General features: G+C 62.5%; 21 protein-coding genes. 5 read left to right on the plus strand and 16 right to left on the minus strand.

What is annotated here, in order from left to right; all coding sequences use genetic code 11:
- Nucleotides 1-11 precede the first annotated feature (11 nt).
- The 7 genes from EN807_RS25405 to EN807_RS25435 all read right to left on the minus strand — a co-directional run bounded on the left by EN807_RS25405 (nt 12) and on the right by EN807_RS25435 (nt 7,447).
- Nucleotides 12-1,265 (minus strand): sarcosine oxidase subunit beta family protein, encoded by a 1,254-nt coding sequence (locus tag EN807_RS25405; protein ID WP_135937132.1) that lies wholly within the window; start codon nt 1,263-1,265, stop codon nt 12-14.
- Between the two features lie 92 nt (nt 1,266-1,357).
- Nucleotides 1,358-2,665, minus strand: a complete 1,308-nt coding sequence (glnT, locus tag EN807_RS25410; RefSeq protein ID WP_095518195.1) for a type III glutamate--ammonia ligase — start codon at nt 2,663-2,665, stop codon at nt 1,358-1,360.
- 47 nt (nt 2,666-2,712) lie between these two features.
- Complete coding sequence (locus EN807_RS25415) at nt 2,713-4,041, minus strand: FMN-binding glutamate synthase family protein (RefSeq protein ID WP_127316091.1); 1,329 nt, start codon at nt 4,039-4,041, stop codon at nt 2,713-2,715.
- A 6-nt stretch (nt 4,042-4,047) separates the two neighbouring features.
- Complete coding sequence (locus EN807_RS25420) at nt 4,048-4,779, minus strand: GXGXG domain-containing protein (protein ID WP_135937133.1); 732 nt, start codon at nt 4,777-4,779, stop codon at nt 4,048-4,050.
- Between the two features lie 3 nt (nt 4,780-4,782).
- Nucleotides 4,783-5,679, minus strand: a complete 897-nt coding sequence (locus tag EN807_RS25425) for a glutamine amidotransferase family protein (RefSeq protein WP_135937134.1) — start codon at nt 5,677-5,679, stop codon at nt 4,783-4,785.
- Between the two features lie 129 nt (nt 5,680-5,808).
- Complete coding sequence (locus tag EN807_RS25430; RefSeq protein ID WP_127316094.1) at nt 5,809-6,027, minus strand: hypothetical protein; 219 nt, start codon at nt 6,025-6,027, stop codon at nt 5,809-5,811.
- Nucleotides 6,028-6,049: 22 nt separating this feature from the next.
- On the minus strand, nt 6,050-7,447 hold the full coding sequence (locus EN807_RS25435) for an ammonium transporter (protein WP_135937135.1): 1,398 nt from the start codon (nt 7,445-7,447) through the stop codon (nt 6,050-6,052).
- A gap of 166 nt (nt 7,448-7,613) precedes the next feature.
- On the opposite strand from EN807_RS25435, the gene EN807_RS25440 reads away from it, so the two are divergent.
- The 4 genes from EN807_RS25440 to EN807_RS25455 are packed head-to-tail and all read left to right on the plus strand — an operon-like array spanning nt 7,614 to nt 11,370.
- A complete protein-coding gene (locus EN807_RS25440) occupies nt 7,614-8,747 on the plus strand; it encodes an aminomethyltransferase family protein (RefSeq protein ID WP_135937136.1) in 1,134 nt (377 codons plus the stop codon).
- 14 nt (nt 8,748-8,761) lie between these two features.
- Nucleotides 8,762-9,358 carry a dimethylamine monooxygenase subunit DmmA family protein gene (locus tag EN807_RS25445; RefSeq protein WP_135937137.1) on the plus strand — a complete coding sequence of 199 codons (597 nt, stop codon included), beginning with the start codon at nt 8,762-8,764 and terminating at the stop codon, nt 9,356-9,358.
- Nucleotides 9,355-10,320, plus strand: coding sequence for a PDR/VanB family oxidoreductase (locus tag EN807_RS25450; RefSeq protein ID WP_135937138.1), 966 nt, complete (start codon nt 9,355-9,357; stop codon nt 10,318-10,320). The genes EN807_RS25445 and EN807_RS25450 overlap by 4 nt, the downstream gene beginning before the upstream one ends.
- Before the next feature lie 9 nt (nt 10,321-10,329).
- Nucleotides 10,330-11,370 carry a DUF3445 domain-containing protein gene (locus EN807_RS25455; RefSeq protein ID WP_135937139.1) on the plus strand — a complete coding sequence of 347 codons (1,041 nt, stop codon included), beginning with the start codon at nt 10,330-10,332 and terminating at the stop codon, nt 11,368-11,370.
- A 213-nt stretch (nt 11,371-11,583) separates the two neighbouring features.
- On the opposite strand, the gene EN807_RS25460 is transcribed toward EN807_RS25455, so the two are convergent.
- Entirely contained in the window at nt 11,584-12,225 is a 642-nt protein-coding gene (locus EN807_RS25460; protein ID WP_348640264.1) for an XRE family transcriptional regulator, read from the minus strand.
- Between the two features lie 325 nt (nt 12,226-12,550).
- Here EN807_RS25460 and EN807_RS25465 point away from each other — a divergent pair, with 325 nt between their 5' ends.
- Nucleotides 12,551-13,909, plus strand: a complete 1,359-nt coding sequence (locus EN807_RS25465) for an NAD(P)/FAD-dependent oxidoreductase (RefSeq protein ID WP_135937140.1) — start codon at nt 12,551-12,553, stop codon at nt 13,907-13,909.
- Nucleotides 13,910-13,988: 79 nt separating this feature from the next.
- Here the strand turns inward: EN807_RS25465 and EN807_RS25470 are convergent, their stop codons facing one another.
- The 8 genes from EN807_RS25470 to EN807_RS25505 all read right to left on the minus strand — a co-directional run bounded on the left by EN807_RS25470 (nt 13,989) and on the right by EN807_RS25505 (nt 26,813).
- Nucleotides 13,989-15,293: a TRAP transporter large permease gene (locus EN807_RS25470; protein WP_065007978.1), complete on the minus strand. Its 1,305-nt coding sequence runs from the start codon at nt 15,291-15,293 to the stop codon at nt 13,989-13,991.
- On the minus strand, nt 15,290-15,772 hold the full coding sequence (locus tag EN807_RS25475; protein WP_065007979.1) for a TRAP transporter small permease: 483 nt from the start codon (nt 15,770-15,772) through the stop codon (nt 15,290-15,292). Before EN807_RS25475 ends, EN807_RS25470 begins: the two co-directional genes overlap by 4 nt.
- A 97-nt stretch (nt 15,773-15,869) precedes the next feature.
- Nucleotides 15,870-16,847, minus strand: coding sequence for a TRAP transporter substrate-binding protein (locus EN807_RS25480; protein ID WP_065007977.1), 978 nt, complete (start codon nt 16,845-16,847; stop codon nt 15,870-15,872).
- Nucleotides 16,848-17,053: 206 nt separating this feature from the next.
- On the minus strand, nt 17,054-18,079 hold the full coding sequence (locus EN807_RS25485; RefSeq protein ID WP_135937142.1) for a serine hydrolase: 1,026 nt from the start codon (nt 18,077-18,079) through the stop codon (nt 17,054-17,056).
- Between the two features lie 321 nt (nt 18,080-18,400).
- The gene (locus EN807_RS25490; protein ID WP_135937143.1) at nt 18,401-20,050 is read right to left on the minus strand and encodes an ABC transporter substrate-binding protein; all 1,650 of its coding nucleotides are present in this window, start codon (nt 20,048-20,050) and stop codon (nt 18,401-18,403) included.
- A gap of 30 nt (nt 20,051-20,080) precedes the next feature.
- Nucleotides 20,081-23,437: an AAA family ATPase gene (locus EN807_RS25495; protein WP_246684340.1), complete on the minus strand. Its 3,357-nt coding sequence runs from the start codon at nt 23,435-23,437 to the stop codon at nt 20,081-20,083.
- 314 nt (nt 23,438-23,751) lie between these two features.
- Complete coding sequence (locus EN807_RS25500; protein WP_135937145.1) at nt 23,752-25,731, minus strand: ABC transporter permease subunit; 1,980 nt, start codon at nt 25,729-25,731, stop codon at nt 23,752-23,754.
- Complete coding sequence (locus EN807_RS25505; RefSeq protein WP_135937146.1) at nt 25,728-26,813, minus strand: glycine betaine/L-proline ABC transporter ATP-binding protein; 1,086 nt, start codon at nt 26,811-26,813, stop codon at nt 25,728-25,730. The genes EN807_RS25500 and EN807_RS25505 overlap by 4 nt, the downstream gene beginning before the upstream one ends.
- Between the last annotated feature and the right edge of the window lie 73 nt (nt 26,814-26,886).

The following is a 26,886-nucleotide window of genomic DNA, read 5'->3' on the forward strand; positions in this document are numbered from 1 at the left end:
TTGGACCGTCCTCAGTGCAGGTTCGGTTGGGCGCCGACGCCCTTTTCATCGATCACAGCACCCCGCCGGAACCGGTCGAGGCGGAAGCGCGTCGCTTCTGTGTGCAGTTCGTCGCGGGCCAGAAGATGGGCAAAGACGAGGCCGGAGCCGGGCGTCGCCTTGAAGCCGCCATAGCACCAGCCGGCATTGAGGTAGAGCCCGTCCACCGGCGTCTTGTCGATGATCGGCGAACCGTCCATCGACATGTCCATGATGCCGCCCCACTGGCGCAAGAGGCGCACGCGGCCGATCATCGGCATCAGCGCCATGCCGCCCTCGCAGACGTCTTCCATGACCGGCATGTTGCCGCGCTGGGCATAGGAATTGTAGCCGTCTATGTCGCCGCCGAAGACCAGCCCGCCCTTGTCGGACTGGCTGACGTAGAAATGGCCGGCGCCGAAGGTCATGACGTTGGGGATCAGCGGCTTGATCGCCTCGGAGACGAAGGCCTGCAGCACATGGCTTTCGATCGGCAGGCGCAGTCCAGCCATCGCCGCGACGCGCGACGAACTGCCGGCGACGGCCATGGCGACCTTGCCGGCGCCGATTTTGCCGCGAGAAGTCTCGACGCCAGTCACCTTGCCGTTGGCGTCGCGCGAAAAACCTGTCACCTCGCAATTCTGGATGATGTCGACGCCGAGCGCGCTCGCCGCATGGGCGTAGCCCCAGACCACCGCGTCGTGGCGCGCCGTGCCGCCGCGCCGCTGCAGCAGGCCGCCTTGCACGGGAAAGCGGGCATTGTCGAAGTTCAGGAACGGCATCATCTTCTTGACCGCCGCCAGGTCGAGCAGCTCGGCGTCGATGCCGTTGATGCGCATCGTGTTGCCGCGCCGCGCATAGGCGTCGCGCTGCGCATCGGAGTGGTAGAGGTTGATGACGCCGCGCTGGCTGACCATCGTGTTGTAGTTGAGATCCTGCTCCATGCGCTCCCACAGCTTCATCGACAGCTCGTAGAAGCCGGTATTGCCGGGCAGCCCATAATTGGAGCGGATGATGGTGGTGTTGCGGCCGGCATTGCCGGAGCCGATCCAGCCCTTTTCGAGCACGGCGACATTCCTGATGCCGTACTCGCCGGCCAGGAACCACGCCGTCGCCAGGCCGTGGCCGCCGCCGCCGATGATCACCACGTCGTAGTGACCTTTCGGGCTGGCGTCGCGCCAGGTGCGCTGCCAGGTTTTGTGGCCGGAAAACGCGGCGCGGGCGAGCGAGAAGATCGAGTATTTCATAAATCTATTCCGAGATCGCTCGCGCCACGCAGGACCTTTCTTGACGCATCGGAATCATCCGAAAACCGCTTCACACTTTTCGGTCCGATGCTCTAGATATCCAGCGTGTGGTCACGCTCCCACTGGGTGAAGTGGGAAGCATAGGAATTCCATTCCTGGTGCTTGAGCTTTAGATAAGCCGACGAGAATTCCTCACCCAGCGCCGCCTTGAGCGATTTGTCATTGTCAAACTCGCGCAAAGCATCGAGCAGGTTGAGCGGCAGCTTCGGCGCGCCCTCCACCGTATGGCCAAACTGGTACATGTCGATGTCGTAGCGCTTGCCCGGATCGGCCTTCGAGCGGATGCCGTCGAGGCCGGCGGCGATGATGACGGCCTGCAGCAGATAAGGGTTTGCCGCGCCGTCGGGCAGGCGCAGCTCGAAACGGCCGGGGCCGGGCACGCGCACCATGTGGGTGCGGTTGTTGCCGGTCCAGGTCACCGAGTTCGGCGCCCAGGTGGCGCCCGAAATGGTGCGCGGCGCATTGATGCGCTTGTAGGAATTGACCGTCGGGTTGGTGATCGCAGCAAGTGCGGAGGCATGTTTCATGATGCCGCCGAGAAAATTCTTGCCCTTCGCCGACAGGCCGAGCTCCATGGCGTTGTCGGCAAAGACATTGGTCTTGCCGTCCTTGTCCCACACCGAGATATGGGCATGGCAGCCATTGCCGGTCAGGCCGGGGAACGGTTTTGGCATGAAGGTCGCGCGCAGGCCGTGCTTTTCGGCAACGGATTTCACCATGAACTTGAAGAAGGAATGCTTGTCGGCGGTCGCCAGCGCGTCGTCGAAGGCCCAGTTCATCTCGAACTGGCCGTTGGCGTCCTCATGGTCGTTCTGGTACGGGCCCCAGCCGAGTGCCAGCATGTGGTCGCAGATCTCGGCGATGACATCGTAGCGGCGCATCACCGCCTGCTGGTCGTAGCAGGGCTTTGACGCCGTGTCGTATTCGTCGGAAATCGTCTTGCCGTCCGGCGAGATCAGGAAGAACTCGGCCTCGACGCCGGTCTTGACATGCATACCGTCGCCGGCCGCCTCGTCAATCAGCCGCCTCAGCGTGTTGCGCGGCGCTTGCTCGACCGATTTTTCGTCCATAATGCAATTGGCAGCAATCCAGGCGACTTCCGGCTTCCACGGCAGCTGGATGACCGAATCCGGATCCGGCACCGCCAGCATGTCTGGATGCGCCGGCGTCAGGTCGAGCCAGGTGGCAAAGCCGGCAAAGCCGGCACCGTCCTTCTGCATGTCGGCAATGGCTTGCGCCGGCACCAGCTTGGCGCGCTGCCCGCCGAACAGGTCGGTGTAGGAAATCATGAAATATTTGACGCCGTTCTCTTTGGCAAAGGCGGCGAGATCGTTCCCCATTGTAGTTCCTCGCTTATGGTATTCTTGGTGGTTTGATATCTTATATCTTAGAAGCCGTTCTTCCCCGGTATCCAGTTGGTGCCGGCCAGCGGTACGCCGGCCATGGCGGCGGCTTCGATCGTCAGCGCGACGAGATCCTCGGGCTCGAGATTGTGCAGGCTGTTCTTGCCGCAGGCGCGCGCGATCGTCTGCGCCTCCAGCGTCATCACCTTCAGGTAGTTGGCCAGCCGTCGCCCGGCCGCTATCGGATCGAGCCGTTTCATTAGCTCGGGGTCTTGCGTGGTGATGCCAGCCGGATCGCGTCCCTCGTGCCAATCATCATAAGCGCCGGCGGTGGTGCCGAGCTCGTTGTATTCCGCCTCCCAGCGCGGGTCGTTGTCGCCGAGCGCGACAAGTGCGGCGGTGCCGATCGACACCGCGTCGACGCCGAGCGCCAGCGCCTTGGCGACATCGGCGCCGTTGCGGATGCCGCCTGAGATGATCAGCTGCACCTTGCGGTGCATGCCGAGATCCTGCAGGGCCTGCACTGCCGGCCTGATGCAGGCAAGCGTCGGCTGGCCGACATTCTCGATGAACACCTCCTGGGTTGCGGCGGTGCCGCCCTGCATGCCGTCGATCACGACCACGTCGGCGCCCGCCTTCACCGCAAGGGCTGTATCGTAATAGGGCCGCGCGCCGCCGACCTTGACGTAGATCGGCTTTTCCCAGTCGGTGATTTCGCGCAGCTCCAGGATCTTGATCTCGAGATCGTCGGGCCCGGTCCAGTCGGGATGGCGCGAGGCCGAGCGCTGGTCGATACCCTTCGGCAGCGTGCGCATTTCGGCGACCCGGTCGGAGATCTTCTGGCCGAGCAGCATGCCGCCGCCGCCGGGCTTGGCGCCCTGGCCGATGACGATCTCGATCGCATCCGCCCGGCGCAGGTCGCGCGGGTTCATGCCGTAGCGCGATGGCAGATACTGGTAGACGAGCGTCTTGGAATGGCCGCGCTCTTCCTCGGTCATGCCGCCGTCGCCGGTGGTCGTCGAGGTGCCCGACAGCGTCGCGCCGCGGCCGAGCGCTTCCTTCGCCGGGCCGGACAGCGAGCCAAAACTCATGCCGGCGATGGTGATGGGGATTTTCAGCTCGATTGGCTTTTTCGCATGGCGCGAACCCAGCACCACGCTGGTGTCGCAGCGCTCGCGATAGCCTTCCAGCGGATAGCGCGAGATCGAGGCGCCGAGCACCAGCAGGTCGTCGAAATGCGGAAGCTTGCGCTTGGCGCCGGCGCCGCGGATGTCATAGATGCCGGTCGCCGCGGCGCGGCGGATCTCGGAAAGCGTGTAGTCGTCGAAGGTCGCGGATTTGCGCGGCGTCGTCGGCGGGTTGCGATAGGTCATTGGGCCTCAATACGCGTCGGCGTTGTCGATGTTGAAATTGTAGAGCGTTCGCGCCGAACCGTAACGCGTGAATTCCGCCGCCTTGACGCCGGTCACGCCGGCACGGTCGAGCAGGCCCTGCAGGAATTCCAGATGCTCTGGCCGCATCTCCTTGGCGATGCAGTCGGCGCCGAGGCTGCCGACCTTGCCGCGCACGAACAGCCGCGCCTCGTAGATGGAATCGCCGAGCGCGTCGCCGGCGTCGCCCAGCACCACCAGATTGCCGGACTGCGCCATGAAGGCCGACATGTGGCCGATATTGCCATGGACGACGATGTCGATGCCCTTCATCGAGATGCCGCAGCGCGACGACGCATTGCCTTCGATGACCAGCAGCCCGCCCCTGCCGGTGGCGCCGGCATACTGGCTGGCATCGCCTTTGACCGTTATCGAGCCCGACATCATGTTTTCGCCGACGCCGGGTCCCGCCGAGCCATGCACGGTGATGGCGCTGCCGTCGTTCATGCCGCCGCAATAATAGCCGACGCTGCCGCGGACATCGATCGTGATCGGCTGGTCGACGCCGACGGCGACCGAATGGCTGCCTTTCGGGTTGAGCACTTCCCAGGCGGTCTCGTTCGAACCAGGGGTCAGATTGTGTAGCGCCTGGTTGAGCTCGCGCAGCGGCATCTCGGCCAGGTCGAACATCCCTGATTCATGGCTCTGGTCGAGTGCCTTGGAGACGTTGGTTGCCGGCATAGCTCAATGCTCCCAGAAATAGACGGTTGCGGGCTCGGGCTCCCAGACCCTCGCACTGTCGATGCCGGGCAGTTTGGTGAGCGCGCGATATTCGGAGCCGAAGGCGACATACTGGTCGGTTTCGGCCATGACGGCAGGCTTGCAGGCGATCGGATCGCGCACCACGCCGAAGCCGTTCTTGGTGCCGACGACGAAGGTGAAGAAGCCGTCGAGGTCGCTCAGCGTGCCTTCCAGCGCTTCGCCGAGATTCTTGCCGTGCGCCATCTGCGAGGACAGATAGGCGGCCGCGACTTCGGTGTCGTTCTCGGTCTCGAATTTCATGCCTTCGCGGATCAGCTCGCGGCGGACATTGTTGTGATTGGACAGCGAGCCATTATGCACCAGGCACTGGTCGGCGCCGGTCGAGAACGGATGCGCGCCCATCGTCGTCACTGCCGATTCGGTCGCCATGCGGGTATGGCCGATGCCGTGCGTGCCGGTCATGCTGCGCACGTCGAAACGATCGACAACCGCTTCGGGCAAGCCGACCTCCTTGTAGATTTCGACGACGTCGCCGGCGCCCATGATGCGGATATCGGGGCGCAGCGCCTGGATGGTTTCGCGCGCTTCATCGATCTTGTCGGGCGCGGTCCTGACCACCGCATGCGTCGATTTCACCGCGATGTTCACCGGCGTTCCGATCGCCCTGGCGAGTTCGGCGTCGAGGTTGCGGAAATCGTGCTCCGGCTTTGCCGACTGGATGGTGATCTTGGCCTCATTGCCGGATGGCGCTCCATAGATGGCGATGCCGGCGCTGTCGGGACCGCGATCGCTGAGCGAGATCAGCATCTCCGAAAGCATCGAGCCGAGCCGGGGCTCGAGCGACTTGTCCTTCAAAAACAGTCCGACGATTCCGCACATGTCAGGCTCCCGAGATGAGGTATGATTTAGGTGCTAACAGCTTCATAAGTCGAATTCAACTCGTATGAAAGTTTTTTTCATCTTGGACAAGTCGTCTGGCGCAAATGGCGCGCCAGACGACCCGGCGGCTTAATGGCGGTCGATCGCCTTTCTCGTCTCATCTCCAGTGCGATCCGCAGCCATATCGGCCTCGATCTCAGCGTTCTCATGGCGCGTCTGGAGGACGTGCCATCCGATCCAGAAGACGAGGCCGATGATCACCATCACGACTTCGGAACCCTGAAACGGGTAGATCGCGCCGACGTCCTTGAGGTCCACGGCCCAGCTTTCCATTCCATTGGTAGACATTGCGGTTCTCCTTGCCCGTTGACTATTTGATCATGGCCTTTTCGGCGGTTCCCACTTCGCGGACCGACGCCTCGAAAGCATGATTGAGGGCGAAGTCGACGCCCTCGAGTTCCACCTTCGCCGGTACGCGCAGGAGGTTCATGCTGTTGAGGATCTTGCAGACCACGAAGGTGGGGACGAAACCGAGCACGAACATCAGCACCGCACCAGCGAAATTGCCGAGCGGGTTGATGTGCGCGAAGCCCTCATAGGGCGAGGACGGCTGTCCCCACAGCATGAAGCCCGCCACCACGACCCCGAGGAAGCCGCCATAACCGTGCACGGCGACGGCGCCGACCGCATCGTCGATCTTGAAGCGGCGTTCGACGAAATAGTGCAGCTTGTAGCAGATGGTCGGGACGATCGCGCCGATCAGCAGTGCCTGGATCGGGTGATAAAGGTCATTGCCGGCCGAGGCTGAGATAATGCCGCAAAGCCCCATCGAGAATGTCCAGAAGGGGTCGCCTTTAGAGACGATGTAGCCGGCCAGCATACCGCCCGACAGCGACATCAGGAAGTTGAAGGTGATCGCCGAGAGCGTGGTCGGCGCGAGATAGATGTTGGTCGCCGTCCAGGTCTCGCCGGTGATCTGGCCGGCAATCGTGGCCGGGCTGATCAGCGGAATGTTGCAGGCGGCGTAGAAGCCCCAGAAGCCGGTGAAGATCAGGAACAGGCCGATGGTGACCAGCCACACATTGTGGGGCGGGATGTCGCGCGCCGTGCCGTCGGGCTTGAATTTGCCGATGCGCGGACCGAGCACGATGAGGAAGGCGAGCGCCGCTCCGCCGGCGATCGCGTGCACGACACCCGATGCATAGGCATCATGATAGCCCCAGAGCTTCACCATCCAGCCTTGCGGATGCCAGCCCCAGGACGCGTCGAGGATCCACAGGACCGAGCCGACCAGCACCGCGACGATCCAGAACGCACCCGAGCGCGCGCGTTCTATGATCGAACCCGAGACGATCGACGCCGTCGTGATGGAGAACAGCAGGAAGGCGCCCCAGAACACGCCGTTGAGGCGATGCCACAGCGCCGCATCGGTAGGGGTGACCCCCGTCTCGCCTGGATTGACACCGGAGAGGTGGGTGCCCATCAGGGGATTCCATGGTTCGGCAAATGGTGCGGTGACAAGTCCGCCGGCGATGCCCGGCCCATTGGGGAACCCGAAATAGATCCACCAGCCGAAAAAGTAGAACGTGATCGTGACGAGCGGGATCGCCATCGCGTTCTTCATAAGCGTTTTCAGATGATTTCGCCGGCGCGACACGCCGACCTCGTACATGCAGAACCCGACATGGATCAGGAACATCATGACGATGGTCACCCAGTAATAGAATTCCGTGAAAATGGTCGTTAGAGCGTTGAGATTCCCTTCCATTTCATGTCCCCTCCGTTCAGTTGCGTTCCTTGCCTCTGAGTAAAACTTTTTGCATCTTAGTATTGCGCGCTTTTGGAGTTTTGAGTCAATATGGCGCATACCGTCGCCGGGCCTCAGTGCCCTTGAGCGGCGAAACGCCGGCAATCGTGTGAGGAGAAGCAAGTCCATGACCGCATCCTGGAGATTTTCGACCTTGGCGGATCGCCATCGTGCGCTCGGTTCGAAGCTCGAAGACTGGAGCGGGATGGGCACCGCCTGGACCTACGACAAGGACGCTGACGAGGAGTATGTCGCCATCCGCACCAAGGCCGGGCTGATGGACGTGTCGGGCCTGAAGAAGGTCCACATCACCGGGCCGCATGCCTCGCACCTGATCGACCTCGCCACGACGCGCGACGTGGAAAAGATCTATCCCGGCAAGTCGGCCTATGCCTGCATGCTGAACGAGGCCGGCAAGTTCACCGACGACTGCATCCTCTACCGCACCGGCCCGAATGCCTGGATGGTCGTGCATGGTTCGGGCACCGGCCACGAGGAGTTGCAGCGGGCGGCCGTGGGCCGCGATGTCTCGCTGCGTTTCGATGACAATCTGCACGACCTCTCGCTGCAGGGGCCGATAGCCGTCGATTATCTGGCAAAGCATGTGCCGGGCATTCGCGACCTCAACTATTTCCACCACATGCAGACCCGGCTGTTCGGTTTTCCGGTGATGATCTCGCGCACCGGCTACACCGGCGAACGCGGCTACGAGATCTTCTGTCGTGGCCAGGATGCCGGCACGATCTGGGACACCATCCTCGACGAAGGTAAGAGCGCCGGCATCATCGCGTGCCGGTTCACCACGCTCGACATGCTGCGTGTCGAGAGCTACCTCTTGTTCTACCCCTACGACAATTCGCAGAAATATCCGTTCGAGAACGAAGGCCCCGGCGATACGCTGTGGGAACTCGGCCTCGACTTCACCGTCAGCCCCGGCAAGACAGGGTTTCGCGGTGCCGAGGAGCACTACCGCCTCAAGGGCAAGGAGCGGTTCAAGATCTTCGGCGTGCTGCTCGAAGGCAAGGAGCCGGCCGACGAGGGCGCGCCGGTCTATCGCGACGGCAAAAAGGTCGGCGTGGTGACCTGCGCCATGTATTCGCCGCTGGTCAAGAAATCGATGGGCATCGCCCGGCTCGATGTCGACTGCGCCGTCCAGAGCACCAGGCTCGAGATCCGCAACAAGAGCGGCGCCATCAGCGCGACGGCTGAGCCGCTTCCCTTCGATGATCCGAAGAAGACCAAGCGCACGGCGAAAGGCTGAGGCATACTGAGAGAATGGCAGCGAAAAGCATCATCAGCCGACCGGTCTACGGAACCCTGTCCCCGCAGCCCGGCAAGCACCATCTTTTCGTGGCGGATGCAGAAGGAGCGCTGGCTATAACAGACCTGGCCGCCAAGGCGCCCGATAGTTTCTTTGCCGATGCCCATATCATCTTCATCCCCGGCAATGACAGCAAGCATGTCGCCGCGCTGGAAGCGCTGAAGCCGGCGCAATTCTACCAGGGGCCTTCCTTCGCCAGCGCCCTCCCGCGGCTGAAGCAGACGCTGGCCAACGCCCATATGGGCCTGCGTCTCTATCTCGCCGGCACCGAGGGGCTGATTGGCCAGGCCATGCAGGCGGCGCTCGAAGCCGGCATCGACCACACCTCCATCCAGACCGAGCACCGCGGCTCGCTGGCGCGCCGCATCCAATGCGTCCATTGCAAGGGCATCACCGAGAACGTGACCACGCAGCCGGCAATCTGTTCGCATTGTGGCCTGCTTCTTCTGGTACGCGATCACTATTCCAGGCGCCTCGCGGCATTCCAGGGCGTCTGCATCAATGCGGAAGACCGCAGCGAAATTCCTCCGACGGAGGAGATCTTTCGATGAGCACCGGCACCACCAAGCTTGACGTCGTGGTGAGCGATGTCGTCCCGGTCAACGAATCGGTCACGCGCTTCCATTTCCGCCGGCGCGACGGGCAGCTTTTGCCGACATTTTCCGGCGGCGCCCATGTTGTGGTGGAGATGCGCGACGGCGAGCGGACGAGGCTCAACCCCTATTCGTTGATGGGCTCGCCGCTCGACACACGCGAATACACGATCTCGGTGCGCCGCGACGACGTCGGCCGCGGCGGCTCGCTGTTCATGCACAGGCATGTCAGGCCCGGCATGGAGATGGTGATCAGCTACCCGGTCAATCTTTTTTCGCTCGATCTGCGCGCCAGGAAGCATCTGATGCTGGCGGGAGGCATCGGCATCACGCCGTTTATGGCGCAGACCGCGCAGCTGGCAGCGGAAGGCGGCAATTTCGAGCTGCACTACACCTGCCGCACCGCCTCGCTTGGCACCTATGCCGATGTACTCAGAGAGCGCTATGACCGCCGCGTCAGGCTCTATCACGACGACCGCGACGAGCGCATCGAGCTCGACCGGCTGCTATCGTCACAGCCGCTCGGCACGCATCTCTACGTCTGCGGCCCGTCCGGCATGATCGGCTGGGTGCGCGACCGCGCCGCTGCGCTGGGCTGGCCCACGGAAACCGTGCATTTCGAGCATTTTGCCGCCCCGCAGCCCGGCGCGCCCTTCGACGTGACGTTGGCGGTCAGCGGCAAGACAATCCGCGTCGGCGAGCAGCAGAGCCTGCTCGAGGCGATCGAGGCCGCCGGCGTCGATCCGCCCTATCTCTGCCGCGGCGGCGTCTGCGGCCAGTGCGAAACCAACGTCATCGCGCATGACGGCAAATTCATCCACAACGACCATTGGCTGAGCGAGGAAGAGCACCGTTGCGGCAAGAAGATCATGCCCTGCGTCTCGCGCTTCGAGGGCAGGTCGCTGGTGCTGGAAAGATAGGAGGCGAGCTTGGGAATCACCTTTCGCAAGGAAACGTTCCGCGACGACTTCACGTTCAAAAACAGCCCGGAGCACATCAGGCGGTTTCCGTTCCCGTTCCACGAAGACAGCTACATGTATGCGGTCAATATCGAGCCGCATGTTCTGGGGCCGAAAGGCAGCGTGCTCGAAAACCTGATCGACGTCGACGAGCACTATGTCGCCGAGATGCAGGACCGCGCGCTGGTGCTGGCGGAAGACCCGCTGCGCTGCCAGTCGCTGCCGCACATGACGCTGGCCGGCTGGGACCTGCTAGAGCTTCTAATGGAACAGCAGGCGCTCGGTTATCCCGAGCATTTCACGCTGACGCGCGACGGCGACAAATGGCGCTGGATAAACCGGCCGCTCGGCATCGACGACAGCTTCACCTTCGGCGACGTGTCGACCCTGCCTTACGGGCCGATGGAATACATCACGCGGCAATCACAAGGCGATTTCTGCATCCTAGACCAGCGTGACGGCAACCTGTGGATGGATGCCGGCATGGTCACCACCCAGGCCGACTGGTCGCTCGACTTCGACATCGGCATGAACTTCTTCGAGTGGCACGCACCGGTGCCGCTGGCGCATGAGAAGGGCATATTCACCCGGGCGCTGAAATTCCTCACCAACATTCAGCAAGGCAAGCCGGCGCGGCGGCTGAACTGGACGATGACGATCAATCCGCGCCTCGACACCAGTCCGGAAAATTATCACAAATGGGGCCCGGACCGGGCGACGGTGACGCCCGAAAATGTTGGCGACAAGGTCCATCTGCGTGTCGAATTGCAGAGCTTCTGGCGGCTGCCGCGCTCGAACGGCATCGTCTTCCCGATCCGCTGCTACCTGATCAAGATGGATGAACTGGTGACGCAGCCGAAATGGGCGCGGCGCCTGCACCGCGTCATCCGCGACCTTCCCGAGGAACTCGCCAATTACAAAGGCCTGACGCGCTATCGGCGGACGCTGGTCGAATGGCTGTCGAAGCTGGATGATGGCAGTGTGACGAGCCCGGGGTTTGGGCCGGATTAGTTTTCCGCCTGCTCTGTTTGTGCCGCCCCTCAAGCCTTGGGTTCCTCGCCCCCGTTAGCGGGGGAGAGGTGGCCGCGAAGCGGCCGGAGAGGGGGCTTCGTAGGGCGCAGTCCTCCTCTCCGTCTCGGCCACGCCGAGCCACCTCTCCCCCCACTTCGTGGGGGCGAGGAACCCAAGCTGGAATGAGGCGCAGTCCTTCGCAGACGAACCCGCTCAACCCGCACTACTCTGCGGATAGCAGATGATCGAGAGATAGCGCATCGGCAGTTGCGTCAGCACTTCCGGCCCGTGCGGCGCATCGGCGTCGAAGAACAGGCTGTCGCCGGGCTTCATCGGATAGAGGTTGCTGCCGTGCCGGTAGGTAACCTCGCCTTCAAGCATGTAGAGGAACTCCATGCCTTCATGCTGGAAGGTCGGAAAAACATCGGAATCCTCGGTCAGCGTGATCAGATAAGGCTCGACGACGACGCCGCTGGTATTCGAGCCGACATGGCCGAGAAGATTGTACTGGTGGCCGGCGCGCGTGCCGCGCCGCTCGACGTCGAGGCCTTCGCCGGCCTTGACGAAGACGGCGCTGCGCTCTTCCTCGAAACGGCGGAAGAAAGCGGTGACCGGAACGCCGAGCGCCCGCGACAGCGCCTGCAAGGTGGTCAGCGACGGCGAGGTGATGCCGTTTTCGATCTTCGACAGCATGCCGAGCGAAATGTCGGTGGCAGCCGCAAGGTCGGCAACGGTGATGCCGAGCTTCTTGCGGAATGCCCGCACCTCGCGACCGATCGCCACCTCCAGAACTTTTTCGCGGGTGTCGCGAACGGCGTGCGGATCCTGGGTTAGTGGCGTCCGGATCGTTACCACCCCTTCGGCGCTGGCTTGGCCTTGGCGGCTGCCCCATTCCTGAAATTGGAAGCTTTCTTCGCCATGTCGCCACTCCGGGGGTTCTGTGGATTTATTTCACTCACGGTGAACATATTCGGTGCGGATACAGAGCGCAACTGCGACTGCAACCCACTTTATGTCGAACGGCGTGCTCTCCGGATTTCGGCCGTCGGCGGTTTTGTCGAAAATCCGGTCTGGGAAACGTGGTTTCAGCAGAAGGCCTGTTGACAGCATCGAAGGGGCATTTACTGTCCTGTCAGTGAAATTTGTTTCGTTAAGGAAATGAGACCGGGGAGGCTTTGCAATGAAAAGTCGTGTTGCCGTCATCGGAGCCGGACCTTCCGGCATGGCCCAGCTTCGAGCCTTCAAGTCGGCTGCCGACAAGGGCGCGGATATTCCGGAAATCGTCTGCTTCGAAAAGCAGTCCGACTGGGGTGGCCTGTGGAATTACACCTGGCGCACCGGCCTCGACGAGCATGGCGACCCGGTGCATGGCTCGATGTACCGTTACCTCTGGTCGAACGGACCGAAGGAATGCCTCGAATTCGCCGACTATACGTTCGAGGAGCACTTTGGCCGTCCGATCGGCTCCTACCCGCCGCGCGCGGTTCTGTGGGACTACATCAAGGGCCGCGTCGAAAAATCCGGCGTGCGCCAATGGGTGCGTTTCAACAGCCCGGTGCGCATGGTGACCTTCTCCGACACGACGAAAAAGTTCACCGTCACCGCGCATGACCGCACCAACGACGTCACCTATTCGGAAGAGTTCGACAACGTCGTCGTCGCCTCCGGGCACTTCTCCGTGCCCCACGTGCCCTATTTCGAGGGCTTTTCGACCTTCAACGGCCGCATCCTGCACAGCCATGATTTCCGCGACGCTATGGAATTCAAGGACAAGGACATCCTGATCATCGGCCGCTCCTATTCGGCCGAGGATATCGGCTCGCAATGCTACAAATACGGCGCTAAATCGATCACCTCCAGCTACCGCTCGAAGCCGATGGGCTTCAAATGGCCTGACAACTGGAAGGAAGTGCCGCTGCTGCAGAAGGTCGTCGGCAAAACCGCGCATTTCAAGGACGGCAGCACCAGGGATGTCGACGCAATTATCCTATGCACCGGCTATCTCCACTCCTTCCCATTCCTGACCGAGGATCTGAAGCTCAAGACCGCCAACCGCATGTGGCCGGACGGGCTCTACGAGGGCGTCGTCTGGGAGAAGAACCCGCGGCTGTTCTATATCGGCATGCAGGACCAGTTTTACACGTTCAACATGTTCGACGCGCAGGCCTGGTTCGCGCGCGACGTCATCATGGGCCGCATCAAGCTGCCTTCGGCAGAAGTGATGGCCGAACACGGCAGGAAATGGCGCGCGCGCGAGGAAACGCTGGAAGACGCCGAGCAGATGATCTGGTTCCAGGGTGACTACACCAAGGAATTGATGGATCAGACCGACTATCCCGGCTTCGACGTCGAGGCGACCAATCAGACCTTCATGGAGTGGGAGCACCACAAGATGGAAAACATCATGGGCTTCCGCGACAATGCCTATCGCTCGCTGATGACCGGCACGATGGCGCCGCTGCACCACACGCCCTGGCTGCAAGCGATGGACGATTCGATGGAATCCTATCTGGAAGTGAAAGGGGTGGCGGCGGAGTAGCGGCTTCCTCGCCGCACCGGGCTGCAATCCCTAAATTAGAGCAGGGGCCTGCCGACACCGTCAATTCGAACTGAGCCGATCAGTTTACGAATTGCGGCATCAGTAGGCGGGGCAGCCAGAGAGAAATGGATGGAAAGAAAACGATGAGGGTGAGAATCCCGAGCATGGGCAGGAGAAGGATGACCACGTCGCGCATCGCGTGCCGGATCGAGATCTGCCCGATGGCGCAGGCGATGAGGAGGCAGAGGCCGTAGGGCGGCGTGACGAGGCCGAAGGCGAGACTGACGATGCCGATGATGGCGAAATGGATCGGGTGCATTCCGACAGACTGGGCGACCGGGAAGAGCACAGTGCCAAGAATGACGATTGCGGGAATGGCATCGATGAAGCAGCCGATGACCAGGAACGCGATGGCGACTGCCAAGCCCATCTCAGTAACGCCGAGATCCATCGCCTGGACAACGGCGACGAGCGCGGCGGGCACCTTGAAATAGGCGAGGATGAATCCGAAGGCACTGGCCGTCCCGATGCAAAACAGCGCAATCGCCGCGAAGCGGCCAGTATCGTAGAAGATTCGTCCTACCTCCTTCAGGTCCAGCGTGCGGTAGACCAGCAGGCCAAGCGCCAGCGCATAGATGGCGGCAACAACCGAGGCCTCAGTGGGAGTAAAAAAGCCGCCGACAATGCCGCCGACAATGATGATTGGCGTGAGCAGCGCCAGGGAAGCGCTGGCGCCGGCTATAGCGAATTCACGAAGGGTGGCGCGCTCGTGCATGCCCATCCCGTGCCGCCGCGCATAGACATAAACCGTTGCCATCTGCGCCAGTCCGATCAGGATACCGGGCACGACGCCGGCGAGGAAGAGCCCACCGATCGACACAGACATCAAGCCGCCCCAGACGATCATCAGGATCGACGGCGGGATGATCACGCCCATGACAGAGGAGCAGGCCGTCACCGCGACCGAGAAGGAGGCGGTGAAACCCTCCTTCTTCATCTGTGGAATGATCAGGGATCCGATGCCGGCGGCGTCGGCCGTAGAGCTTCCCGAAATTCCGGCGAAGAGCATGGAGACCACTACGTTCACGTGCCCGAGCCCGCCCGGCAGGTGCCCGACGAGGGCACGCGACAGGCGGATCAGCCTGTCGGTGATCCCCGCGGCGTTCATCAGGTTGGCCGCGAGCAGAAAGAACGGCACGGCCAGCAGCACGAAGGCGTTGTAGGATTTGAACATCGCCTGAAGCAGCAGGATCGGCGTCAGCCGCGGCTCCAGGAAAAAGATCGGTAGACACGCCAGCGCCAGTGCAAAGGCGACCGGGACACGCAACACGATGAATAGAAGGAACAGTCCAAACAGGATGGAGGAAACGACGAGCGGGGTCACTGCGCGCGCGCCATAAAGATGCTCAAATCGCGGACGAGCTTTTCAAGAATAAACGCCGTGAAGAGCACCCCTGCGAGTGGCCAAGCGCCATAGATCCAGTTCATCGGCAGCGCGGCGATCTCGGAAGTCTGGAACCAGCCGAACGCGATCAGCTTCCATCCGTACCAGACGAAGACCAGGGCAACGACCAGCATCAGCAGGTTGACGAGGATCCGCTTCGCTGCTTCGGTTTTTGAACTGCCGCTCGTCGGCAGCAGGTCGAGGTCGAAATGCGAGCCGTCGCGGACGGCAATGATCGCGCCCACCATGATCATCCAGACAAAGCAGAAGCGCGCGATTTCCTCGGTCCAGATGTAGCGGGGGATAAGCCCGGTAAAGCGTGACAGAACCTGCATTGAAACAGGCACCAACAACCCGCCTACCAACACGCCGAGCACGATCTTGAGCGCAGCATGGATCACGTCGAGAACCCTGGTCATGGACATCACCGCCGTACTTTCCGGAGTGTGGCCGGATTCCCGGCGGGAGAAAGCAGGGCCAGCGGCGGCCGACCCTGCGGAGTGCGAAGGGGCTGCGCTACTGGATCGCCTGAATCGCCTTCAAGACGTCGCCGGCACCGAGTTCCTCGGCGTAGGCCTGCAGCACGGGCGTGGCCACATCGAGCATCTTGTCGCGCTCGGTGAATTCGTGCGTCTGCAGCCATCCCTTCTCTTCCATCGCCTTTACCTTCGCGGAGTCCTGACTGCTCTCGATCTCCCGGCCGTGTTTTCCAGCCTCGGCGCCGGCTTCGTCGATGCAATTCTGCAGTTTCTCCGGCAGCTTCTGGTAGGTTTTGTTTGAGATGAGGAGCGGCCGAATGGTGATGGCGTGCTTGGTCAGAGACAAGTGCGGGCCGACTTCGTAGAACTTCATCTGCTCCACGCCTGCGGCCTCGTTCTCGCCGGCGGCGATCACACCAGTCTGGATTGCGTTGTAGACCTCGTCATAGGCAATTACCGACGGCGCGGCACCGAGCGCATCGAAGACCCGCGTCCAGATCGGCGCTCCCTGCATGCGGATCGGGAGGCCCGCCAGTTCCGCCATGTTGGTGACCGGCTTGTTGGCGAAGATATTCCGTGTGCCGCCTCCGGCATAGCCGAGAAGACGGATGTCGGCCTTTTCTAGAATGTCGTCGGCAACCGGCTTCAGAGCATCGGCCTCCAGCACTTTGCGCCAGTGATCCTCGTCGCGAAACAGGAATGGCATGTCCATGAGGGGAGCCATCTGGGAGAAGGTCGACATATGCGCCGGTGACGCCACGGCGTAGTCGACCGATATCCCCTGGTTCATGAAGCCGACGTAATCCTTTTCCAGGCCGAGCTCGGAATTGAGATGCATCTCAAACTCGACGGGCTCATCGGTATAACACGCCTGAACGAGCTCTTCGAACTTGCGCATGGTTTTGGTGAAAGCGTGATCTTCGTTGAATTGACTGGCGCCGACCAGCTTGATCTGGGCAGCTGCGGGCGAGCCGACGGCAAATGGAAGTAGCCAGCCAAGGCTGCAGGCAAACACTGTCAAAAATGACTTCCGAATATTTGGCATTGTTTCCTCCCGAAACGCCTCCGAAACGCCTTGTCGGCGCGATTTTGGATCTCCGCTTTTGCATCACTGCGCGCGGATGTTGTCAGCCGAACTATAGCTGGGCGGGCCGCCGGGTCAATTGCTCACCCATGGCGCGATCAGGGGTGGCGCGATCAGGGCAACGGGCATGTCACCCACTAGTTGCTACGAGCCTCGCGCACGTGTTTCATCGCCTCAATGATCCGCTCGAGCAGAGCATGGAGATCGTCGCGGTGGCCGCTGCGGCCGGCAGGGCCGTTTTCATCGGATGTCATGACCACGGTCAACGCGCGCCCGGGCACAACGTAGACCATCTGCCCGCCATACCCCCACCCGTAGAAGACCGCTTCGCCCGCGATCTGACGGATGAACCAACCATAGCCATAACCGTCACCGGTGAAACGGGAGGCGGTGCGTGAATGCCAGGAGAGCTTGATCCAATCGGCCGGAACGAGCTGCCGTCCGCCGCGGCTCATCCCGCCGCTGCGGTAGAGCTCGCCAAAGGCGAGCAGCGAGCGCGGGCTCATGGCCATCTGGTTGCCGCCGAGATAGATGCCCTGTGGGTCGCGGTCCCAGGCGGCGATGGAAAAGCCCTCCTGCGGCCCTAGCCATTCGCGCGCCAGTTCCAGCGTTGAGCGGCCGGTCCGCCGCGTCAGGATCGCCGAAAGGAGATGGGTCGAGCCGGTGGAATAGAGCATGGTACCGCCCGGTTCGTCGTCGAAGGGCATGGCGAGCGCTGCCCGCACCCAGTTGTCGCTTGCCACCCAGCGCCCGTAGTTTGGGCCGGAGGTCCGACCCAGCCCTGCCTGCATGGAAAGCAGATGACCGATCGTAACTTGCTGGAGCCGCGGATCCACGTCGGCGGGCAGGTCGCCCTGAAGAAGCGGAGCGATCTTCTGGTCAGGGCCTTGGAGCACGCCCTTGTCGATGGCGATGCCGACGAGCGCGGAGATGATCGACTTGGAGGCCGATTTTATGTTGGCAGGACGTGCCGGAGAGTAGCCGCGATAGCCACGCTCCGCCACCACCGCGCCCTCATGCGCGATGGCAACCGTGCGCAGCGGCGTCAGGCGCTCGGCCTCATCAAAGAGCTTTTCAAGCCGCTCCTCCAGGCCATCCGCACCGTGAGCAGCGACGGAAAGCATGAGGAGAAAGGCTAGAATCACGGTGGGGCGCTTCAGCATGAAGCCAGCTTGGGGTGCATTTTGGGCAGGACGAAGGTGACGCGGGCTGGCAAAGACGTCTGCCTCGCACAAGATAGTCGGATAGGGCAGGCGTCCGGGGCAAGGCAGCGGCTATTCGAGCATCAGCAGCTCCACGAACCGGAGTTTCTGACCCGTTCCAGTCGTTCTCGCCACATCTGATGAACGACTGCTATGCGCCCAATGTCGGCCGTAGAGGTCAGCTTTGCCACTTCCTGAAAGCCGATATCGCCGGCAACGAGAAGCAGTTGCTGCGTCTATGCCAAGGCGGAATCCGGACGACAGCCTCCCAGTTCCCCCAGCTCAAGCATCCAGCCAAACCTTGCCGAAGTCATGCTCGAAGGTCGGGTGCATGCCGTGGTTTTTCACCGCGGCGGACGAGTGGTTGTAGAGCTTGCGCCAGTAAGGCTGGATGATGATGCCCGAATCCTGCAGGATCTTCTGGATGTCGGCCATCACAACCTTGCGCTTCTCGGCATCGGTAATAGACAGCGCCTCGCCGATCTTGGCGTCGAGGTCCGGATTGGAATAGGCCGTCTCGTTCCAGGCTTCGCCGGTGCGGTAGGCAATGGTGAGGACCTGGATGCCCAGCGGACGCATGTTCCAGTTGGTCATCGAGTACGGGTATTTTGTCCAGTCGTTCCAGAAGGTCGAGCCCGGCAGCACCGTGCGCTTGACCTTGATGCCGGCCTCGCGCAGCTGGGCGGCGATCGCATCGCCTGTGTTCCTGAGCCAGTCCTCGTCGAGTGTGATCAGGTCGTGCTCGAAATCGGCCTGGCCGGCTTCCGCCATCAGCGCCTTGGCCTTCTCAATATCGCGGGTAACCTTCGGCATTTCCACATATTCGGGGTGGATCGGGCAGACATGGTGGTTTTCGGCGACTTCGCCGGCATTGCCGTAGCCGAGCTGGAGCACAGCGGCGTTGTCTACCGCGAGCTGCAGGGCTTGGCGCACCTTCTGGTCGTCATAGGGCTTGTTGGCCACGTGGGTGCGCGCAACGATCGTAGCAGCTGTCACCACTTCCGATTTAACCAGATCGAGCGCATCGAGGATCGACACGTAGTCGGCGGTTGTCTCGTGGTTGGTGTGGACCTCGCCAGCCTCGAATGCCGAAACCATGGCTGAAGGGTTGGTGCCGTAGTCGATGAGCTCGACGCCGTCGAGCATTACGTCGCCGCCCCACCAGACGCCGTTCTCGCGGCGCTTGTAGACGACCTTCTGGCCGACATCGTAGGAGACAAGCTCGAACGGACCGGTGCCGATCGGGTTCTGGACGAAATTGGCTCCGGTCTCGTCAAAGCTGCGGTGCACGACCAGGCCCGGATAGTCGGTCAGGTTCGGGATAAGCGCAATGTCCGGCTTGGTTAGCTTCAGCTTCACCGTCATATCGTCGACCTTGGTAATCGACCCCTCGCGCAGCTTGCCTGAAGCGTCGTCCACCAGCGTGCCGAGGCGGCCGGGCATGGAATTGCCTTCAGCCGACTTGTCGGCCCAGCGAGTGAAATTGTAGATTACGTCGTCGGCGTTGAACGTGTCGCCATTGTTCCAGGTCACGCCCGGACGGATCTTCAACGTGTATTCGGTCGCGTCGTCGTTCACTTCCCAGCTTTCCAGCAGATAGGGCTCAAAGGTGAAATCGCGCGTGTATTTGACCAGGGGCTCGAGCGTCTGACGCTGCGCGTTGGTGATTTCGGACCAGTCGGCCCTGCGCGGATCCTTTGGATCCTTGATCGACATGGCGACTTTGATGACGCCGCCCTTCTTGGGCTCCTGAGCGGCCGCTTTGGTCGGCGCGGCAAGCCCGATCATGCCGTAGGCCATCGCCGTCGAGGCCCCAAAGGCGCTGGCCAAGGCGAGGAATTCGCGCCGGCTCATTTTTCCAGCCTTGATGGCCTTCGCCAATTGGCGGATGTGATGGGGAACTCGGTCGCCGTTACTCTTGTAGAGGGTCATGACTTCCTCCCATTGTGACGTCGGCAGCGATCATGACGATGCACAGCTGTCCAGAAGCGCCTTCGCATCGATCAAGTCGCGCGTGTTGAAGCCTTCCGTAAACCAGGCGTAGGTCGGCGCGAGCAGGTCGTAGGCTTCTTGCCGATCGCCGCGGTCGGCCCACAGGCTGGCGAGCGACGTCGACGCGCGCAGCTCGAGTGATCGCGCCTGCTGTTCGCGAGCGATCTCGATGGCATGGCGATAATGCGCCTCGCTCTGTTGAAAGTCACGGGGTTTTGCCAGGAGCAGGAGATTTCCAGTGAGTCGGCAAAATTCCGACTCCCAGAGGCGCGCGCCAGTAGCCTCCGCCTCGGATATGGCTGGCAGCAGCATGCTCAGGCCGGCGTCGACCTCGCCCGCCAGCTCGCACACGGATCCGAAAAGACAGAGAACCAAGCCTTTTCCCTCGACGTCATTCAGGATGTTGTCTGGCAGCGCCGGTGGGGCGCCGGTGACGGTGGCTGGAACCTGCTGTGCGCTCTCGAGGGCCTGGATCATGGCCAGTTGCAGACTGATATGGGGGACCCAGGCCGGAAAGCCCTCGTGCGCCAATTGAAGCCTTGTCGCGGCTACTTCCCGAGCCGCCGTGGCATCGCGGCGGTAGTAGTGCAGCACGGTGGCATAATAGAGAGCGTGCTGCATACTGGGCGGATGAGGCAGCTGGCGGGCCCGGGCAATAGATTCTTGCGCCCGCACCAACGCCTGATCCGGAAAGCCAAGCATCCACAGACTGACGCCCTGCTTGGCAGCTGCACACACGCCGGAGTCATGGCCGCTATAGACGAATGCGTGCGAGAAGTGTTCTGGCCGATAGAGGAGGAGACCTTGATCGGTATGCTCGTACACCGACCGCCACTTGCCGAGCGCGTGCTGCGTCGTCCAATTGACGTGGTGGGCCTCCAGCAGCAGGGAAGGGTCGCCCGATTGCCGGGCGATCCCGATCAGTTGCTCAGCGAGGGCGCTGGCAGTGTGCATCTCTCCCCGGGCCCGGTGGCCGGTGCACAAGCCGCGCAGCGCTGGGAAGGATTTGGAGGTCTCGCTGCCCAGTTTGACACATAGCTCGTAGGCTCGCATATAGCTGGTGGCGGCCGCGGCAGACCCATAGCCCCTGGTGGCGGCCAGGGGAACTCCGACAGCGAGCTGCAGGTCGATTTCGCGATCCTCGCGGGCCCGGCTCTCCGGGAGTTGCGCGAGAAGCTTCAGGCCTTTTGAGAAGTGCGCAATGGCTTCATCGTGGGCCGAGCGACGATTGGCGCGGAGGCCCGCCTTGTACCAGGATGACACTGCATCATCGAACAGTCCGCCCTCGGTAGCATGGTGGGCGAGCACCTCCGGTTCCGCCTCTGCTTGTTCGGCAAAGCGATCACGGAGGAGCGTGACGATCCGGCAATGGAGTTGCTGGCGTCGGCTCTTCAGTAGCGACTCGTAGGCGGCATCCCGCACGAGCGCATGCTTGAAGGTGTAGATCGCGTCCGGAGGGTTGCCGCGACAAAACGCCAGTTCTGCGTGGACAAGTTCGTCCAGAGCGGTCCTGAGCTTCGGCTCGTCCATCCGTGCCGTCGCTTCCAGCAATTCGTAACTGAACTCGCGGCCGATAACAGCGCCGATTTGCGCCACTTCCTTAACCGGCGACAACCGATCGAGGCGAGCCAGGAGCGAGTCCTGCAGCGTCGAGGGAATGGCGAGGGGTGGAAGCGGGCCGGCAAGCTCATAGCGCCCACCGGCTTCGCGGAGCAGATCGGATTCGAGCACTGTCTTTGTCAGTTCCTCGACAAACAGCGGCACGCCTCCCGTCTTGGCGAGAATATGCACTTCCACTTCGGCGGGAAGCGGCCGGCCGCCAGTGAGATGGTCAATGAGTGCTGCGCTTTCGTTCATCTGGAGATGACTGAGCGTCAGCGGCGTCACGTGCGGTCGGCCGGTCCACCGTGGCGCGAACTCGGGCCGGAAGGTAACAACCAGCAGTACCGGCAGCCGCTCGATCCGATCGACAATGCGATCGAACAGTTCAAGGCTGGTGGGATCGAACCAATGAGCATCCTCAGCCGTCATGAGCACCGGCTGCTTGGCCGCGAGGCCCTCAAGCTGGGCGAGCAGCGCCTGAATGGTCTTCGCTTTTTTCTGTTCCGGGGCGAGCTCGGGCACGGGGTAGCGGTCGCCTGTCGGGATCGCCAAATGCTCAGCGATCAACGCGATCGCCGATTTCGGATCAGACTCAGCCGCGTCAAGCAATGCCTCCAGCTTGGCCAATTTCACCTCCGGCGCATCCTCGCGCTCGAAGCCGGCAGCCCGACGCAGCTGGTCCAGCACCGGGAACAGCGTGCTGTTCGCGCGATACGGCGAACCGTCATAGCGCAGCGACAAGCATTTCTCGCGGCGTAGGTGCTCGCGCAGGGCGATCGCGATGCGGGACTTGCCAATGCCTGGCTCGCCCGACAGAAGCACCACCTGGCCCCTACCGTCCTTGGCCTGCCGCCAGCGGTCGAGGAGCAAGGCTATTTCCTGATCGCGGCCGACGAGTGATGAGAGCCGCATCCCGTGCAGCGCCTCGAAGCGGCCTTCGGTTCGGCTCTCGCCCATGACCAGCCATGCCTGTACTGGCTGGGCGAACCCCTTCAGATCGTGGGTGCCGAGATCAACCAGCTCGAAGAGCTCGCCAAGCAGCAGCCGGGTCGTTCCGGCCACGACCACGTTGCCAACCTGGGCAAGTGCTTGCAGGCGCGCCGCCAGGTTCGGCGTCGCGCCGACCACCGCCTCCTCCTGCGCTGCACCTTCGCCGATCAAGTCGCCCACCACCACCAGACCCGTGGCAATGCCGACGCGCGCGCCCAGCGGCTCTTTCGCAGGTGTCGCCAGGTTGGCGACCGCGGCGGCAATGGCGAGCCCGGCCCGCACCGCCCGCTCGGCCTCGTCTTCGTGCGCCCGCGGCCAGCCGAAATAGGCCAGCACTCCATCGCCCATGTACTTCGCGACATGGCCATCCACACGCCTGATCTCCTCGGCCACCGCGTGCTGGTACTTTCGGATCACCTCCCCCATCTCTTCGGGGTCGAGTTGACCTGACAACGCGGTCGATCCAGCCAGATCGACAAACATCACCGTCAGCTGGCGGCGTTCGGCCTGCGGATAGGGCGTTGGTCCGACCGACGGGTCAGGGCGCTGGTTTTCGGACTCGCGAAGCTGGGCGATTGCTACCAACACCAGCTTTCTCGGTCCCATCGGCAGTCCAAGCGCTTTGAGATCCGCATCCGACAGATGCGGGAGCACTTCGGGCGTGATTTCGTTCCTGGCGAAGGTTGTGGCGTATTTGCCCAGCCCAAGGCTCGTAAGCCACCCGGCGATGTCCATGACACCCTCCGCTTTGGGTTCGAGTAGCATAGCACCGCCAGGCCGCACGGCGGAACCTCTCGGGGCCGCCGGTCATGATTTTCGGTTCCGCGGTACGTCTGCTTCTGAGCTGCGATTCCCCCGGTGGGAACGACCGGTTAGGGTCAGGTCGCGACGATGCCCACGCCAACCTGAATGTCAGCTCTTGACGTTTCGCAGCCCGAAGCTGCCGGTCCGCTTGCGGCCCGATGCAGACATTTTTGCGATCAGCTTGGCAAAGGACAGCTTCTGTGCAAGCTGCCGTTTCGTGGGACGCGAGATCCTCTATTTTCCGGCTACCCCAGCCTTGCCCGTGCCTTCGCCGTCCAGGCGTTGAACAGCCGGTCGGCGACGATGCCGATGAAGGCGATGGCCAGTCCGGCGACGATGCCGCGGCCGGAATCGGCCTTGGACAGCGCAATGAACACTTCCTGGCCGAGATCGCGCGTGCCGACCATGGCGCAGATGATGATCATCGCCAGCGCCATCAGGATCGTCTGGTTGACGCCAAGCATGATCTCGGGCAGCGCCAGCGGCAGCTGCACGCGCAGGAACGTCTGGCGCTTGGTGCAGCCCGACACCTTTGCCGCCTCGATCAGTGCCGGCGGCACCTGCCGGAGGCCGTAATTGGTGTAGCGAATGGCCGGCACCACGGCGAAGGCGACCGTGGCGATCATCGCCGTCACGTCGCCGACGCGAAACAGCATCACCACTGGAATGATGAAGCAGAACGACGGCAGCACCTGCAGCGTGTCGATGACCGGCGTGACGACCTTCTCGACGCGGTCGCTGCGCGAAGCCATCAGCCCGATCGGGATGCCGATCAGGCAAGCGATGAAGGCCGAGATGCCGCACAGGTAGACCGTCGCCATGGTCTTTTCCCACAGGCCGGTCACCGCGCAGAAGATGGTCAGCGCGGCGACCAGGACGGCGAGGCGCAGGCCGCCGAGCTGGTAACCGGCAAGGCCAAGCAGGAACACCGCGCCCAGCCACGGGAAGCCCTCGCAGAAGGCGCGCACCGGGTTCAGCACATTGAGGATCAGCGCCACGCGGAACGCTTCGATCGTGTCGAAGAAGTTGATCGTGATCCAGCTCACCGCTGTCTTCCACATCGGGGCGGTGGTTAAAGTGATCGCTTTCGGCACCGCCGCGAAGGCCGGCACAAATAGGCCAAGCAGCGTCGTGACGGCAAGGACGGCGATGGCCAGCGTCAGATTGGGGTAGCGGCGCCAGAAGCTCGGGCTCACCTCCTGATAAACATGGCCTTGCGCGTGATTGCGCGCAATCGCCTGGCTCAGCCGGTCGAGCGCGATTGCCAGCGCGACGATGGCAAGGCCGGCTTCCATTGCCTCGCCGACCTTCAGCGCGCGCAGCGCCAAAAGCACGTCGTAGCCGAGGCCGCCGGCGCCGATCATCGAAGCGATAATCACCATATTGAGCGCCAGCATGATGACCTGGTTGACGCCGACCATCAGCGCTGGACGCGCCGACGGCAAAAGCACGCGCCAGAGTTTCTGGCGCGCCGTGCAGCCGGCCATCTCGCTGAAATCGTCGATCTCGGACGGCACCCGCGACAGTCCCAGCATCGTCGCGCGCACCATTGGCGGCGTCGCGAAAATGGCCGTCGCGATCATCGCCGAAACCGGACTGTTGCCGAACAAAAGAAGCATCGGGATCAGATAGGCGAAAGTTGGGATGGTCTGCATCAGATCGAGGGCAGGAGAGATCAACAGCCTCTCAGCCCATGGCTTGCGCCACGCCCAGATGCCGACGAACAATCCGGTGACGATGCAGAACGGCACGGCGATGGCGATCAGCCCGAGCGTAAGCATTGCGCTGGTCCATTGGCCGAACAGCGCGATGTAGAGGAAACAGCCGCCGACCAGCGCGCCGAGCTTCCAGCCGCCGGCGGCGCGGCCGGCCAGGAATGCAGCAATGCAGACGCCGACCCAGGACAGGCGCGGCAGGACGACCATATCCGCGCCACGGCCGATCTTGAAATTCTTGGCAAGCAGATTGAGCGCGAAATCGAGCGGCACGCCGAGTGCCGCGGTGATCGACCGCGTCAGCCAGGAGAAGTTCGACTTTATCAGGTTCATCAGCGCGCTGACCCAGTCGGCGACGGGGACTGCGCCGGCCGGATAGTTGACTGCCCAGGGCAGCCTGTCCTGTAGCAGGAACACGGCAAGCACGGCGGCAAAGGCGCAGGCCCAGACCACCAGCCAGATCTGAACCGGCCGCGATCTCGCCTCGCGGGTGCTTGCCGTCACCGTCATGCGCTAGCCCCGCGACGCTCGATCCCGGCCAGAAGATCGATCACGGCTTGCGGCGTGACCTCGCCGATCGGCTTGCCGGTGCCGTTGACCACCGCGAACGGCTTGCCGGCCGACACAATGCTTGCCGAAAAACTGGATATCTTGGCGTCCGGCGCGACCACGCCGCCATGCTCGGTGCCATCGCAGGCGCGCATCAGGCTTCGCGCCGAGATCACCTTGGCGCGGTCGACGTCGCGGGTGAATTCGGCGACATAGTCGGTCGCCGGATTGACCACCAGCTCTTCCGGCGTGCCGATCTGGATGACCTCGCCGTCCTTCATTATGGCGATGCGGTCGGCCAGCCGGATGGCCTCATCGAAATCATGGGTGATGAAGACGATGGTCTTGTGCAGCATGGTCTGCAGCCGCACCAGCTCGTCCTGCATCTCACGGCGGATCAGCGGATCGAGCGCTGAGAACGGCTCGTCGAGAAACCAGATTTCCGGCTTGGTGGCGAGGCTGCGGGCGATGCCGACACGTTGCTGCTGGCCTCCGGAAAGCTCGCGCGGATAGAAATGCTCGCGGCCGCGCAAGCCGACAAGCTCGATGACCTCGCGTGCACGTGCTTCGCGCGTCGGCCGGTCCTGTCCCTGGATGCCCAGGGGAAAGGCGATGTTCTCCAGCACGTTCAGATGCGGCAGCAGGGCAAAATTCTGAAACACCATGCCCATGCGGTGACGCCGCAGCTCGATCAGCGCGGCATCGGAAATCTTGAGAAGGTTCTTGCCCTCGAATTCGACCTTGCCATGCGTCGGCTCGACCAGCCGCGACATGCAGCGCACCAGCGTCGATTTGCCGGAGCCGGACAGGCCCATGATGATGAAGATCTCGCCCTGGCGGATTTCGAGGTCGACGGCGCGCACCGCGCCGACCAGCCCGGCCGCGGCGACTTCCGCCATGCTGGCCTTGCCGTCACGCTGGCGGATAAAATTGGCCGCGTTCGCCCCGAACAGCTTCCAGACATTGTAGCAGGCAAGTTTTATCGGGCGGGCATCGTTTGGCGTGCCTGCTGCTTGTAGCACCTGTTCAGTCGTATCGGCCATGCAGTCGTCCTTCTGGAATATGGAATAGAGACCCGGCCATGAATGACCGGGTCTCGCAGTTTCCAGTTGGAGC

Source organism: Mesorhizobium sp. M5C.F.Ca.ET.164.01.1.1 (assembly GCF_004792125.1).
Taxonomy (GTDB): Bacteria; Pseudomonadota; Alphaproteobacteria; order Rhizobiales; family Rhizobiaceae; genus Mesorhizobium; species Mesorhizobium wenxiniae.

Bases quoted from the DNA above. Each gene is read 5' to 3' on its own strand.
- EN807_RS25500 (WP_135937145.1), bottom strand. From the start codon at position 25,731: ATGACGGTGACGGCAAGCACCCGCGAGGCGAGATCGCGGCCGGTTCAG.
- EN807_RS25505 (WP_135937146.1), bottom strand. From the start codon at position 26,813: ATGGCCGATACGACTGAACAGGTGCTACAAGCAGCAGGCACGCCAAAC.
- EN807_RS25465 (WP_135937140.1), top strand. From the start codon at position 12,551: ATGAAAAGTCGTGTTGCCGTCATCGGAGCCGGACCTTCCGGCATGGCC.
- EN807_RS25420 (WP_135937133.1), bottom strand. From the start codon at position 4,779: ATGCCGGCAACCAACGTCTCCAAGGCACTCGACCAGAGCCATGAATCA.
- EN807_RS25435 (WP_135937135.1), bottom strand. From the start codon at position 7,447: ATGGAAGGGAATCTCAACGCTCTAACGACCATTTTCACGGAATTCTAT.
- EN807_RS25405 (WP_135937132.1), bottom strand. From the start codon at position 1,265: ATGAAATACTCGATCTTCTCGCTCGCCCGCGCCGCGTTTTCCGGCCAC.
- EN807_RS25415 (WP_127316091.1), bottom strand. From the start codon at position 4,041: ATGACCTATCGCAACCCGCCGACGACGCCGCGCAAATCCGCGACCTTC.
- EN807_RS25425 (WP_135937134.1), bottom strand. From the start codon at position 5,679: ATGTGCGGAATCGTCGGACTGTTTTTGAAGGACAAGTCGCTCGAGCCC.
- glnT (WP_095518195.1), bottom strand. From the start codon at position 2,665: ATGGGGAACGATCTCGCCGCCTTTGCCAAAGAGAACGGCGTCAAATAT.
- EN807_RS25490 (WP_135937143.1), bottom strand. From the start codon at position 20,050: ATGACCCTCTACAAGAGTAACGGCGACCGAGTTCCCCATCACATCCGC.
- EN807_RS25440 (WP_135937136.1), top strand. From the start codon at position 7,614: ATGACCGCATCCTGGAGATTTTCGACCTTGGCGGATCGCCATCGTGCG.
- EN807_RS25475 (WP_065007979.1), bottom strand. From the start codon at position 15,772: ATGACCAGGGTTCTCGACGTGATCCATGCTGCGCTCAAGATCGTGCTC.
- EN807_RS25430 (WP_127316094.1), bottom strand. From the start codon at position 6,027: ATGTCTACCAATGGAATGGAAAGCTGGGCCGTGGACCTCAAGGACGTC.
- EN807_RS25445 (WP_135937137.1), top strand. From the start codon at position 8,762: ATGGCAGCGAAAAGCATCATCAGCCGACCGGTCTACGGAACCCTGTCC.
- EN807_RS25485 (WP_135937142.1), bottom strand. From the start codon at position 18,079: ATGCTGAAGCGCCCCACCGTGATTCTAGCCTTTCTCCTCATGCTTTCC.
- EN807_RS25450 (WP_135937138.1), top strand. From the start codon at position 9,355: ATGAGCACCGGCACCACCAAGCTTGACGTCGTGGTGAGCGATGTCGTC.
- EN807_RS25495 (WP_246684340.1), bottom strand. From the start codon at position 23,437: ATGGACATCGCCGGGTGGCTTACGAGCCTTGGGCTGGGCAAATACGCC.